This is a genomic window from uncultured Maricaulis sp., assembly GCF_905480005.1.
In the GTDB taxonomy this organism is placed as follows: Bacteria; Pseudomonadota; Alphaproteobacteria; order Caulobacterales; family Maricaulaceae; genus Maricaulis.
Genome location: NZ_CAJQOO010000007.1, coordinates 1 through 11,195, shown reverse-complemented (window position 1 = coordinate 11,195; position 11,195 = coordinate 1). Strand labels below are relative to the sequence as shown.

16 protein-coding genes are annotated in these 11,195 nt (G+C 63.1%); 3 read left to right on the top strand and 13 right to left on the bottom strand.

All coding sequences use genetic code 11. From position 1 onward, the window contains the following. Both QZ266_RS00775 and QZ266_RS00770 read right to left on the bottom strand, forming a co-directional pair. Window positions 1–684, bottom strand: a 684-nt coding sequence (locus tag QZ266_RS00775; protein ID WP_295690710.1) for a carotenoid oxygenase family protein, incomplete at its 3' end; no start/stop codon positions are given. A 10-nt stretch (window positions 685–694) separates the two neighbouring features. Further along, on the bottom strand, window positions 695–1,135 hold the full coding sequence (locus tag QZ266_RS00770) for a DUF2141 domain-containing protein (RefSeq protein WP_295690708.1): 441 nt from the start codon (window positions 1,133–1,135) through the stop codon (window positions 695–697). Between the two features lie 162 nt (window positions 1,136–1,297). Here QZ266_RS00770 and QZ266_RS00765 point away from each other — a divergent pair, with 162 nt between their 5' ends. After that, window positions 1,298–2,035: a LytTR family DNA-binding domain-containing protein gene (locus QZ266_RS00765; RefSeq protein ID WP_295690706.1), complete on the top strand. Its 738-nt coding sequence runs from the start codon at window positions 1,298–1,300 to the stop codon at window positions 2,033–2,035. Here the strand turns inward: QZ266_RS00765 and QZ266_RS00760 are convergent. Further along, the gene (locus tag QZ266_RS00760; protein WP_295690703.1) at window positions 2,032–2,670 is read right to left on the bottom strand and encodes a GNAT family N-acetyltransferase; all 639 of its coding nucleotides are present in this window, start codon (window positions 2,668–2,670) and stop codon (window positions 2,032–2,034) included. The two genes, QZ266_RS00765 and QZ266_RS00760, sit on opposite strands and share 4 nt — an antisense overlap. A gap of 110 nt (window positions 2,671–2,780) precedes the next feature. On the opposite strand from QZ266_RS00760, the gene QZ266_RS00755 reads away from it, so the two are divergent. Continuing rightward, the gene (locus tag QZ266_RS00755) at window positions 2,781–3,296 is read left to right on the top strand and encodes a TspO/MBR family protein (RefSeq protein WP_295690701.1); all 516 of its coding nucleotides are present in this window, start codon (window positions 2,781–2,783) and stop codon (window positions 3,294–3,296) included. A gap of 61 nt (window positions 3,297–3,357) precedes the next feature. Here QZ266_RS00755 and mdh read toward each other — a convergent pair whose 3' ends face one another. The 9 genes from mdh to QZ266_RS00710 form a co-directional block, all read right to left on the bottom strand. Then, window positions 3,358–4,320 carry a malate dehydrogenase gene (gene mdh, locus QZ266_RS00750; RefSeq protein WP_295690699.1) on the bottom strand — a complete coding sequence of 321 codons (963 nt, stop codon included), beginning with the start codon at window positions 4,318–4,320 and terminating at the stop codon, window positions 3,358–3,360. A gap of 107 nt (window positions 4,321–4,427) precedes the next feature. Beyond that, entirely contained in the window at window positions 4,428–4,646 is a 219-nt protein-coding gene (locus tag QZ266_RS00745) for a helix-turn-helix domain-containing protein (protein ID WP_295690697.1), read from the bottom strand. After that, complete coding sequence (locus QZ266_RS00740) at window positions 4,643–4,960, bottom strand: hypothetical protein (RefSeq protein ID WP_295690694.1); 318 nt, start codon at window positions 4,958–4,960, stop codon at window positions 4,643–4,645. Before QZ266_RS00740 ends, QZ266_RS00745 begins: the two co-directional genes overlap by 4 nt. Before the next feature lie 21 nt (window positions 4,961–4,981). Next, complete coding sequence (locus tag QZ266_RS00735) at window positions 4,982–5,104, bottom strand: hypothetical protein (RefSeq protein WP_295690693.1); 123 nt, start codon at window positions 5,102–5,104, stop codon at window positions 4,982–4,984. Between the two features lie 65 nt (window positions 5,105–5,169). Further along, window positions 5,170–5,457: an AraC family transcriptional regulator gene (locus QZ266_RS00730; protein WP_295690713.1), complete on the bottom strand. Its 288-nt coding sequence runs from the start codon at window positions 5,455–5,457 to the stop codon at window positions 5,170–5,172. After that, window positions 5,457–6,134, bottom strand: coding sequence for an O-methyltransferase (locus QZ266_RS00725; RefSeq protein WP_295690691.1), 678 nt, complete (start codon window positions 6,132–6,134; stop codon window positions 5,457–5,459). The genes QZ266_RS00730 and QZ266_RS00725 overlap by 1 nt, the downstream gene beginning before the upstream one ends. Window positions 6,135–6,146: 12 nt before the next feature. Beyond that, window positions 6,147–7,292 (bottom strand): cell division protein ZapE, encoded by a 1,146-nt coding sequence (gene zapE, locus QZ266_RS00720; protein ID WP_295690689.1) that lies wholly within the window; start codon window positions 7,290–7,292, stop codon window positions 6,147–6,149. 74 nt (window positions 7,293–7,366) lie between these two features. Beyond that, window positions 7,367–7,792, bottom strand: a complete 426-nt coding sequence (locus QZ266_RS00715; protein ID WP_295690688.1) for a thioesterase family protein — start codon at window positions 7,790–7,792, stop codon at window positions 7,367–7,369. Then, window positions 7,792–8,934 carry an iron-containing alcohol dehydrogenase gene (locus QZ266_RS00710; protein ID WP_295690685.1) on the bottom strand — a complete coding sequence of 381 codons (1,143 nt, stop codon included), beginning with the start codon at window positions 8,932–8,934 and terminating at the stop codon, window positions 7,792–7,794. The genes QZ266_RS00715 and QZ266_RS00710 overlap by 1 nt, the downstream gene beginning before the upstream one ends. A 264-nt stretch (window positions 8,935–9,198) precedes the next feature. Between QZ266_RS00710 and QZ266_RS00705 the strand changes: the two genes are divergently transcribed. Next, on the top strand, window positions 9,199–9,576 hold the full coding sequence (locus QZ266_RS00705; protein ID WP_295690684.1) for a hypothetical protein: 378 nt from the start codon (window positions 9,199–9,201) through the stop codon (window positions 9,574–9,576). A gap of 79 nt (window positions 9,577–9,655) precedes the next feature. Here QZ266_RS00705 and QZ266_RS00700 read toward each other — a convergent pair whose 3' ends face one another. Further along, window positions 9,656–11,155: a CoA-acylating methylmalonate-semialdehyde dehydrogenase gene (locus tag QZ266_RS00700; RefSeq protein ID WP_295690712.1), complete on the bottom strand. Its 1,500-nt coding sequence runs from the start codon at window positions 11,153–11,155 to the stop codon at window positions 9,656–9,658. Window positions 11,156–11,195 lie beyond the last annotated feature (40 nt).

Here is an 11,195-nt window from a genome sequence, read left to right as displayed (position 1 = left end):
GCGGGCTCCGGGTGCGTCCTGGCCGAAATTCCAGACAATGCCGGTTTCCGGCTCCCGCTTGGGGTGGGCGGAGAAGGGGACGCCGTCGAGACCATTGCCCCAGCGCCGCGCGCCCTGACTGACCAGGGTATCGGGATCGATCGACCAGGCGGATCCACCTTCCCACAAGGCCAGCAGCTCGTCGCCGAGCAGAATGACCGACGTATTGGCAACATTCATGTCGTCCGGCCCGGTCAGACCGCCTGGTTGCGGGGGAACAGATCCGAGCGCCGGGACGATGAAGCGGCCTGCCGCTTCCTCGGCCTGCCATTTATCGGTCTCGATGAAGCGCCCGCGATGATGCACACCGTCCGGGCCGATCTGCCAGGATTGCAGAAAACCATCACCGTCGAACCAGTGGCGGTATCGCCAGTCCTGTCGTGAGAAACGACCCGGGCCATTGCGATAAAGCGTGCCGGCGAACCCGTCCGGGACCTGCCCCGAGATCAGCTCGGCCTGGCTGTCGAAGCCGGCAGCCGGCGCGTCCCGGACGATCAATGTCCAGGGATCATTCGCGGCTGCGGTCTGATAGTCTAGGAAAACCGGGTCACCCTGGCGGGCGAAGGCCGGGGCATTCAGTGCGGCGGCGGCGCCGCCGGCGGCGGCAATGAGCTGGAGGGCGTCTCGGCGCGACAGGGCGGTCATTGCGCTCTCCCTATTCGAAGCGAATGGCGTGAATGGTGCCGTCGGTCGCGACCTCGAAGACGGCAGCGTCCCAATTCGGCGGACCGAAGCGGCCACGGGCATTGTTGGAGAAGGCAAAGGGCTCGCTGGGGATGCCCATGAGATTGGTGTCCATCTCACCATTGGCATTCACGTCGTGATACATTTTCACGCCGTATCGACCGGCTGGCAGATCATCAAAGACGGCCACCACCTGGTCACCGGACACTTCAGCGCGGGTACCGGCGACGGCATTTCCGGACTCCCAGGACGTCTCGCTGTCATAGAGGCCGATCATCACGAAGCCTTCGGACGGGGCGACGCCGGCGATCTCGAGGGTCAGGCCCACACGGCTCTCTTCGGCGACCGACAGGCCGGCCAGGCTCGCGGCCAGGACGGAGGCGGACAGCAGGGTCTTTGTCAGCGTCTTCATGGTGTTCATCATCATCACTCCTTGGTGACCGGGACGTCCGGCCTGTTCGACAGGAGTGATGGACGGCCTGCCGGGCCGGCGCGACCGCCTTTGCGCAAACGGGCTGCCAGGCTTCGCGAATTGCGCTAGGTGTTCATTCGCGCTTCGTGAATGACGGTGACCATGACGCTCAAACGACTGAGACCCCTGCTGGTGAACATCGCCGCGATCCTGGCCCTCGGGACCTTCCTGTCCATTCTGGGGCCCTATAACTCACACAATTTCGGGGTTCCGGGTGTCTGGTTCTACTGGACCGGCCTCATGGCGCTGGGATGGGGCTCGGGGTCACTCTTTACGTGGCTGTTTGACCGCTACCTGCCGGACTGGCCCCGCGCGGCGACCGGTCTGGCCCTGTCCGTTCTGATCAGCCTTCCTGTCCTCCTGGCCGTCACCTCCATCCAGGCTCTGATCGGCACGCCCTTCCAGCTGGCGAACACGCCGATTGTGTTCTTCTTCGTATGGGTCATCTCTGCGGGCGTTGTGACCATTTCCATTCTGACGGATCGACGCCGCCTGGCGCCCGATGAGCCCGGGCCGTCAGCCGCGAGTCGCACGCTGACCGACAAACTCCCCCATCGACTGAGGCAGGCCCGGCTGATCGCGATGGCCGCCGAGGATCATTACCTGCGCGTTCATACCGACAAGGGTGAAGCCCTCATCCTGATGCGATTGAGCGATGCCATCGCTGCCGCCGACCGTCTCGACGGCGCACGGACCCACCGGTCCTGGTGGGTGGCGCGGGATGCGGTGGAGCGGGTCGAGCGCGGGGACGGCCGGGCCAGGCTGATCCTGAGCGGCGCCATCGAGGCGCCCGTCAGCCGCACCTATGCGCCCAAATTGCGCGAAGCGGGCTGGTATTAGAGCAGCTGCTTGCGGTGCTCACGCCACTCCGCCGCGCTCTGGCCCCACACATCCACGATCATGTCGAAGCCGGCGACCGGGACATCGTGGCCCAGATCGCGCGAGCCGAGCCTGCGCGCCACGCCCTGACTGGGCGCATTGTCCTCATGGATCAGATGAATCACATCGCGCCATTCCAGCCGGTTGAAAACATCGTCGAGACAAGCCGCCGCTGCTTCCGTCGCATAGCCCTTTCGCCAGGTCGATCGATTGAGGGACCAACCCACTTCAGGCTGCGGCCAGCCATGCGGGTACCAGGGTCCGATCCGACCGAGCCAGGCCCCGCTTTTCTTCTCGATGACAGAGTAGAAGCCGTATCCACGCAGCGACCAATGGCCGACAATTCCGCACAGGCCGCGCCAGACGTGCGCAGGCTCCTGCTGACCACCAATGAAGCGCGTGGTTTCTTCGTCCGCCATGAGTTCACAGAGCGGTTCGAAATCGGACAGGTCGGGCTGGCGCAATATGAGACGGTCGGTCTCGAGAATGATCGGGCTCATGGCACCAATGAGGGCGGCGCGGCGCAACCGGTCAAGTGAATTTCCGGAAAAGGGTTCCGCGCGATCCGCATGAGGGCAGGCAGCGGCCCGCCGCATTCTGGTCGCCTTGGGATGGCCTATGGGTCGAAACGGTCTCTTGCGATGCGAGGTGGATCAATTCTTGCACCCGAGACGGTGAGAGCAAATTCGAGTGAGTAATCGTATCCATGACTGACAAGCGGCACGGTCCGGGCGTCATTACCCTTCTGGTCTATCTGGTCGGCGCAGCGTCGCTGTCGGGCGGACTGTCAGGCTGGCTGCATGCGACCGGCGGCCTGGACTGGGCGAGCACACTGACCGCGCCAAACTGGGCGCCCGGCTTCGGCCTCGTGAATCTCATCGGCCTGTTCATCCCTTCCTTTGCCGTCATTGCCCTGTGGATCATGCAACGCAATGGCAGGGATGGGATGCGCCTGCTCTGCAGCCTGCTGATTGCACTCCTGCTTGCCGGCATGGCGACACAGATCTGCGTTTTCTTCGGCCTGCGGGACCCGGCCCTCGGATTCCTCGTCGCCATGGCCATGTGGGTCTATACGCTCTTTGCTGCCGGGATTGTTGGTCGGGCGTCAAGCGCTGCCGGCGTCCTCTTGTGGATCCCCTTTGCCTGGGTCACCGCCATGCTCGTTCTCGGCTTCGAATTCATGCGCCTGAACACGGCCGGGAACTTCGCCGGCGGACTCTAGGCACGAAAAAGCCGCCGCCCGGACAGGCGACGGCTTTTCCCGAAAACAGGCTATCAGGCGCCTAGCCGAGAGACGGCTCGAGACCCTTGCAGGCCGCGACCAGACCCTTAACCGACTCAACCGAATTGTCGAACATGGTCTGTTCGTCGGCATTGAGCTCGATCTCGACCACTTTCTCGACACCGCCGGCGCCAATCACAACCGGGACGCCGACATAGAGATCGTCCTGGCCGAACTGTCCGGTCAGATAAGCGGCGCACGGCAGAATGCGCTTCTTGTCGCGCAGATAGGAGACGGCCATGTCGATGGCACTCTCGGCCGGGGCATAGAAAGCCGAACCGGTGCCGAGAAGCGCCACGATCTCGCCGCCGCCCTTGCGGGTACGGTCGATGATGGCGTCCATCTTCTCGTCGGTCGACCAGCCCATCTTGACCATGTCCGGGACCGGAATGCCGGCGATGGTGGAATAGCGCAGCAGCGGCACCATCGTGTCGCCATGCCCGCCCATCACGAAGGCCGTGACATCCTCGACCGAGACCTCGAACTCGTCGGCGAGGAAGTGACGGAAACGCGCACTGTCCAGCACGCCGGCCATGCCGACGACCTTGTTGTGCGGCATGCCCGAGAATTCACGCAGCGCCCAGACCATCGCGTCGAGCGGGTTGGTGATGCAGATGACGAAAGCGTCCGGAGCGTGCTTGGCGATACCTTCGCCAACCGACTTCATGACCTTCAGATTGATGCCCAGCAGATCATCACGGCTCATGCCCGGCTTGCGCGGGACGCCGGCCGTGACGATGCAGACATCGGCGCCGGCAATGGCGGCATAGTCATCCGCGCCGGCGAGCTTGGAATCCTTGCCGAATACCGGGCTGGCTTCAGCGATATCCAGCGCCTTGCCCTTGGCCACGCCTTCGGCAATGTCGAACAGGACGACATCGCCCAGTTCTTCACGTGCCGCGATGTGAGCCAGGGTGCCACCGATCATACCGGATCCGATGAGCGCAATCTTGTTACGGGCCATGGGGGAGCTCCTCTTGTGGGGGTGTTCAAGCACTTGGCCAGCGGTCTAGCGCTGCGCGGCGGCTTCGGCAAGGCGGTGTTATAGCCGCACCCGGCCCGGAGCCGCGCTCAACCCTCCCCGGACGGCTCCAGACTGAAGATGTCCTCAACCGGCACAGAGAGCGCGGCAGCCAGCTTCAATGCGAGAATGGTCGATGGCACGAAGACCCGGTTCTCGACCGTATTGATGGTCTTGCGCGTGACACCGACGCGGGCCGCCAGCTCGGCCTGGGTAAGACCCTCACGCGCTCGCAACGCCTTCAGCTTGTTGGCCAGCTTGCTGGTCACGCTTCATCCTCCAGATTGTCCCGACCCAGAATGAGGAAGGTCACCAACGGCGCCGTGATACCAATGATCAGCAAGGCGCGCAGCGCGACCGTCGCGGAGAAGTCAATCAACAGATCGGCCGCGAGCAAGAGTGACGTCGCGGCAATGAGGGCCATGAAACCGAACCGGATCGCGATGCGCTGATTATGGCAGAACAGCTCGTCCTGGATGACCGATTGCGTCCTGGTACGCTGCACCCGGCTGGCATAGAGCAGAAACAGGAAGGACGCGCCGGCCCAGCCAAGTGCGCCCGCGAGCAGCACGAGCTGGACCACCAGATTGAAGGGCCCGAGCTCTCAGCCGCCCTCCTGCACAATGTTTTGCGCCAACTGCGCGCCCTGCCAGAACACGAAACTGACGGCTGCGAGCGTGAGGACCCGATCGCGCTGGCGGATGAGTTTGGACACCTGATCTTCCATGACGGCACTTCCTTGTAACCTTTACGTTACAAGTTACCTATAGGTGACATGTAGTGTCGTCAAGGTTACATCTCATTCCCGCTCCGCTGCGCGTAAAAGACGTCATACGCCGCCGGTTTTCGTGCCGGTACCGGCGTGATTCCGGCGAAATGCCGAAACTCCCGGGTCATGTGCGCCTGGTCGGCATAGCCCGCCATGTCCGCGACCTCGACGAGGTCGATACCCCGCTTGATGGCGTTCCGGGCTTGGTAGAAGCGGACAATGCGAACCATGTCACGGGCCGTCAGGCCGCACGCCCGTTCGAAACGGCGAGCAGGCCATGCGGTTCGTGTGGCAGCGCGTGACCGGTTGATCAGCGCTTCAGCGCCATCAGGATCCCGTCGCCCAGGGCTGTGAAGGCGATATCCACGCGCGCATCAGCCCGCAGTTTTGCAGCCAGCGCCACCAGGGCTGCGGTGTCCGGATCCTCCGCGACATGGGCTGCGTCGACGACGCTCCCGCCCCACAGGACATTGTCAAACAGGATCAGTCCGCCCCGGCGCACGAGCGCCAATGCCGCTTCGTAATAGGCGTCATAGCCGGTCTTGTCCGCATCCATAAAAACCATGTCGACGGCGCCGGCGCGGGTGGCAATCAGCCCGGCGAGCGTCTCGCGGGCATCGCCGATACGAAGTTCGATCTGCTCACTGACACCAGCCTCGTCCCAGTATCCGCGCGCCTTGCCGGTATAGTCTTCGGAAATGTCGCAACCGATCAGACAGGCGGCGTCGCCATGCATGTCGCGCATGGCCAGCATCGTTGCGAGAGCGGAGTATCCGGTGAAAACGCCGACTTCCACCGCGGTGCGAGCCGATACAAGACGCGCGCACATCTGCAGGAAAGCGCCTTGTTCCGGCGATATCTGCATGCGCGAGACATCGCCCATGGCGTCAGTCTCCGCCCGACACCGCGCAAGAGCCGGATGCTCCGGCCGATTGGCACCGCGCACATAGTCGACGAGCTCCGGCGACAGACCGATGGACCGTGACATTGGCATCTCCTTCTATTGCGTGTCGCCGCCCTCGCGCTCGCGGCGCTGTGCGGCGAGATAGTCATGCGTTCGCATTTCCACCAGGCGAGACGCGGTGCGCTCAAATTCGAACGCCCCATCTCCGTCGGGATAGAGGTCAACCGGCTCGGCATCCGCACTCATGACCAGCTTTGTACGGGCCTCATAAAGCGCATCGATCAGGGTCACGAAGCGTTTGGCCTCATTGCGCTTGTCTGGCGATAGTTTCGGGACGTATTCCAGCAGAACAGTGTGGAAACGGTCTGCCAGGGTGAGATAGTCGGCCGGCCCGAGCGGGCGTGCGCACAGCTCGAGAAAAGTGAAACGGGCCACGCCGGCCGCCTCGCGCTCGACCGTCAGGCTCCGCCCCTTCACATCGAGCACGCAGTGCTGCGGCACGGCACCCGAGGTCAGACGGTCCCAGGCCTTGTTCATGGCCAGTTCCGCATCCGCAGAAAGCGGCGTGTAATAGACCGGTGCCGCTTCCAGCTGGCGCAGGCGGAAGTCCGTCCCGCCATCCAGTTCCATGATGTCGAGCCGGTCCTTGAGCATCTCGATCACCGGCAGGAAGCGCTGTCGGTTGAGGCCATTCTTGTAGAGATCGTCCGGGTGACGATTGGACGTCGCCACGACCACGACGCCGCGCTGGAAGAATTGCTCGAACAGGCGGCCCAGGATCGAGGCGTCGGCGATATCGGTGACCTGGAATTCGTCAAAGGCCAACAGGCGCGCCGTCGCGGCAATCGCCTTGGCGACGGGCGGAATCGGATCATCCCCGGCGCCGCGCACATGTTCGGGCCGTTTGCGCCGCTCCTCCGCGCTCAGCTTGCGCCAGGCTGTGATGCGGGCATGCACATCCTGCATGAATTCATGAAAATGCGCCCGCCGCTTCGGGGCGACCGGCGCGTTCTCGACGAACAGGTCCATCAGCATGGATTTGCCGCGTCCGACCCCGCCCCACAGATAAAGGCCACGTGGCGCCGGCTCGCGCTTGCCGAAGAGCGATTTACGGTCGGGTCGCCAATTCGAGAGGCGCCCCGCCAGATCAGTCAGCGCCTCGGCCGCCCGCTCCTGTTCCGGGTCAGGACTGAGCTGGCCGGCTTCAACACGCTGGCACAGAACGGAAAGAGGCGTTGTCATACGCGACAGGCTCGGATGCTGCGGGCGGTCAGGTCAATGGTCAAAGGGCGCTGGCGACGCGGGAACAGCCCGGCTCACGCCGAAATCGCTGCCAGCGCCGCACGCATCCCATCCGGGAGCGGAACCGGCCGGCGGGTGTCGCGGTCGACATAGACATGGACGAAGCGCCCCTGGGCCGCGGGCTGGTCTTCCCCCATCCTGAACAGGCCGATCTCATAGCTGACCGAGGAATTGCCCAACCGTGCCACGCGCACACCGGCGTCCACGGTCTCCGGATAGGCCAGCGGGGCGAAATAATTGCAGCCTGTCTCGACCACCAGACCGATCACGCGGCCTTCATGGATATCGAGGCCAGCCTCCTCGATGAGGAAGCCATTCACGGCCGTGTCGAAGAAGCCGTAATAGGCCGCATTATTGATGTGGCCGTAAATGTCATTGTCGGCCCAACGGGTCGGCAGGGCGCGAAAGCGGGGATAGGCGTCGCGGGTCCGGTTCTCCATCACAGCACGGCCTCATAACAAGCCTGGGCCGCTTCGAGCGTCATCGGGCGCGGATTGTTCTTCAACAGGCGCTCAACCTTCATCGCATCTTCGGCAAGACGCGGCAGGTCATTATGCGAAACGCCCACCTGCGTCAGGCGGGTTTCAATGCCAACCACGTCCGCAATCCGCTCCATTTCGGTGACCAGCGCATCGGTCGAGGCCCCTGCCAGATCGAGATGGGCCGCGAGCTGGGTGTAGAGCGGCTCGGCACTGGTCGCGTTATAACGCAAGACCGGCGGCAGCATGAGCGAGTTCGAGAGGCCATGCGGGACATGGAAAATCCCGCCCAGCGGGTAGGCCAGCGCATGGACCGCGCCGACCGGGGCGTTGGCAAACGCCTGACCGGTCAGCAGGGCCCCGAGCAGCATGTCCTCGCGCGCCTCGATATCGGACCCGTCCAGACAGGCCCGCTCGATCGCGGTATGCAGCTTCTTCAGCCCGGCCCATGCGAGGGCATCGGAGACCGGGTTCTTCTCGATGGCCGAGGTATAGGCCTCGATCCCGTGCACCATGGCGTCGATACCGGTGGCCGCCGTCACATGACGCGGCAGGCCCAGCGTCAGCTCGGCATCGAGCACGGCCAGATCGCCGTAGAGAACCGGATCATTGACCCCCATTTTCGAGGTCTCTCCAACCGTGACCACCGAAATCGGCGTCACTTCGGACCCCGTCCCCGCGGTCGTCGGGATGAGAATGAGCGGCAGGCGAGCGCCCTTGACCTGGTTGACGCCATACATGTCCGCAAGCGGCTGGTCGCAACCGAGAAGCAGGGCCACCAGCTTGGCCGTGTCCATCGACGAACCACCGCCAAAACCGATCACCAGCTGCGCTCCGAATTCGCGCGCCCGTTCGGTCGCCGCGAGCACCATGTCTTCCGGCGGGTCGGCCACGACATCATCGATCACGAGAACCGAGCAACCGGCCGCGTCCAGCCCGTCGAGCGCCGCATCGATCAGTCCGAACTGCCGTACGCCCTTGTCGGTGACAAGCACGACGCGCTCCACCCCGGCCATGAGCGGCGCGGCAATCCCGGCCAGCTGACCGGACGCACCCCGCCCGGCATGGATATGAGGGACGGTTCGGAACTGGAATGTGGCCATTTTGGACTCTCAACGCCGGATTACAGTTAACGGTATGTTTTCCATGTCCTAATGGACCGCCCTTGGCAAGGGCGGGAATGATCGCAGTTTAACCGGGATTTTCTACGCATTTGAATTGATTGAACTTGGTTGGTTAACCGGGCATATCGCCTGTCATGCCGAGGAATTTCGAACCAGCTGCTCATTTTGAAATACTGGCGAACAGCGTTCAAGAAATCTAGTTTGGGCCGCTAAGAAAAACAAATACGTGTTAGGTGTTCGAGTATGACGGTGCGGGTTACCCTTATCGACGGTGGAAGTGTCGTTGAAATCAAGGCCAGTGGGCAAGCGACGCGACGCGAGGCCGGTTGGGCGACGGAGCGCGCGCGCGAATTGAGCGTGAATAGTGATGTGACGGCAATCCTGGCCGATTGCCTGGGAGCCGAGCGCCAGAAGTCGCCGCAACTCTCTGCAGAGATGATCGAGAACTTCCTGTTTGCGCTCGAGCGCCCGCTGCCCAGCGCTTATATCGTGCCGCAGGTCTGGGATGAGTCCTACGCCCAGGCTGTGCGCGATGAATTGATCGAATTGCCGCCGCATGCGCGCTTCTTCACGGATCGTGAAACGGCCCTCGACTGGCTGGCCAGTTTCCAGGCTGCCTGACCATCCAGCCAGCCTGGCTGGAAAAAGGGCCTCCCGGCATGCCGGGAGGCCCTTTTTCATGCGGGACGGATGATCCGACCTATTTCATCGTCGGTATGACGAAGGCCTGATCGCCGATATCACCGGTTGGCCAGCGCTGGGTCACCGTCTTGATCTTGGTGAAAAAGCGGATGCCATCCGTGCCATACTGATTGGTGTCGGTGAAGGCCGAGCGCTTCCAGCCACCAAAAGAGTGATAGGCCACCGGCACCGGAATCGGCACATTGATGCCGACCATGCCGACCTGCACCTTGGACGCGAATTCGCGGGCCGCGAGACCATTGCGCGTGAAGATAGCCACGCCGTTTCCGTACTGATGCTCGGACGGCAGATGCGCCGCCTCGTCGAGCGTGTCAGCCCGGACAACCTGCAGGACCGGGCCAAAGATCTCTTCCTGATAGGCGGACATGGACGGTTTCACATTGTCGAACAGGCTCGGCCCGATGAAGAAGCCCTTCTCATGGCCCTGAAGCTCGAAACCGCGACCATCCAGCAGAAGGTCTGCGCCCTCATCAACGCCGGTCTGGATCCATTTCTCGATCGAGGCGCGATGCGCGGATGAAACGACCGGGCCATAATGGGCATCCGCATCCGTGGACACGCCCACGCGAAGCTTGGCCGCCTCTTCCTTGATCCGACCGACAAATTCATCCGCCGTGTCCTTCCCCACCGGGACCGCAACCGGCAGCGCCATGCAGCGTTCGCCCGCCGAGCCGAAAGCCGCTCCGAGGAAGTCATTGACGACCTGGTCCATGTCGGCGTCGGGCATGATGATGCCGTGGTTCTTGGCCCCGCCCATGGCCTGAAAGCGCTTGCCCTGCTGGGCACAGGTCTGGGCGATATAGTGAGCGATATTTGACGAGCCCACGAAGGACACGGCCTTGATGTCGTCATTGTGGAGGAGGGCGTCCACGGCTGTTTTGTCGCCATGCACGATCTGGAGGACGCCTTCGGGCAAGCCCGCTTCGATCATCAGCTCCGCCAGGCGAACCGGCACCGACGGGTCTTTCTCGGACGGCTTCAGGATCATGGCATTGCCGGTCGCCAGAGCCATGCCCATGAACCACATCGGGATCATGGCCGGGAAGTTGAACGGCGAAATGCCGGCAACGACGCCGAGCGGCTGACGCATGGAATAGACATCAATGCCCGTGCCGGCGCTCTCGGTATACTCGCCCTTGAGCAGGTGCGGAGCGCCACAGGCGAACTCAACCACTTCCAGGCCGCGGACCAGATCACCCTTGGCATCGGCGATCACCTTGCCATGCTCGGAGGAGAGGAGCGCCGCGAGGCTGTCCATCTCTGCTTCGACCAGCGCCTTGTAGGTCATCAGGACCCGGGCGCGCCGCTGCGGATTCATCGCGGCCCATATGACCTGCGCGACCTTGGCATTGGCAACCGCCTTGGCGACTTCGTCAGTGGTCGCAAACTGGACGCGCGCCTGCACTTCGCCCGTATTGGGATTGAAGACATCGCCATATTGACCGGATGTGCCAACGGCCGCCTTGCCATTGAGGAAATGATGGATCTCGCGCGTCATTGCTACGCTCCCGAAACTCGTGTGGACCCGATCCTCGCCG

Bases quoted from the DNA above. Each gene is read 5' to 3' on its own strand.
- QZ266_RS00735 (WP_295690693.1), bottom strand. From the start codon at position 5,104: ATGGAAGATCAGGTGTCCAAACTCATCCGCCAGCGCGATCGGGTCCTC.
- QZ266_RS00700 (WP_295690712.1), bottom strand. From the start codon at position 11,155: ATGACGCGCGAGATCCATCATTTCCTCAATGGCAAGGCGGCCGTTGGC.
- mdh (WP_295690699.1), bottom strand. From the start codon at position 4,320: ATGGCCCGTAACAAGATTGCGCTCATCGGATCCGGTATGATCGGTGGC.
- QZ266_RS00705 (WP_295690684.1), top strand. From the start codon at position 9,199: ATGACGGTGCGGGTTACCCTTATCGACGGTGGAAGTGTCGTTGAAATC.
- QZ266_RS00770 (WP_295690708.1), bottom strand. From the start codon at position 1,135: ATGAAGACGCTGACAAAGACCCTGCTGTCCGCCTCCGTCCTGGCCGCG.
- QZ266_RS00755 (WP_295690701.1), top strand. From the start codon at position 2,781: ATGACTGACAAGCGGCACGGTCCGGGCGTCATTACCCTTCTGGTCTAT.
- QZ266_RS00760 (WP_295690703.1), bottom strand. From the start codon at position 2,670: ATGCGGCGGGCCGCTGCCTGCCCTCATGCGGATCGCGCGGAACCCTTT.
- QZ266_RS00765 (WP_295690706.1), top strand. From the start codon at position 1,298: ATGACGCTCAAACGACTGAGACCCCTGCTGGTGAACATCGCCGCGATC.
- zapE (WP_295690689.1), bottom strand. From the start codon at position 7,292: ATGACAACGCCTCTTTCCGTTCTGTGCCAGCGTGTTGAAGCCGGCCAG.
- QZ266_RS00715 (WP_295690688.1), bottom strand. From the start codon at position 7,792: ATGGAGAACCGGACCCGCGACGCCTATCCCCGCTTTCGCGCCCTGCCG.
- QZ266_RS00725 (WP_295690691.1), bottom strand. From the start codon at position 6,134: ATGTCACGGTCCATCGGTCTGTCGCCGGAGCTCGTCGACTATGTGCGC.
- QZ266_RS00710 (WP_295690685.1), bottom strand. From the start codon at position 8,934: ATGGCCACATTCCAGTTCCGAACCGTCCCTCATATCCATGCCGGGCGG.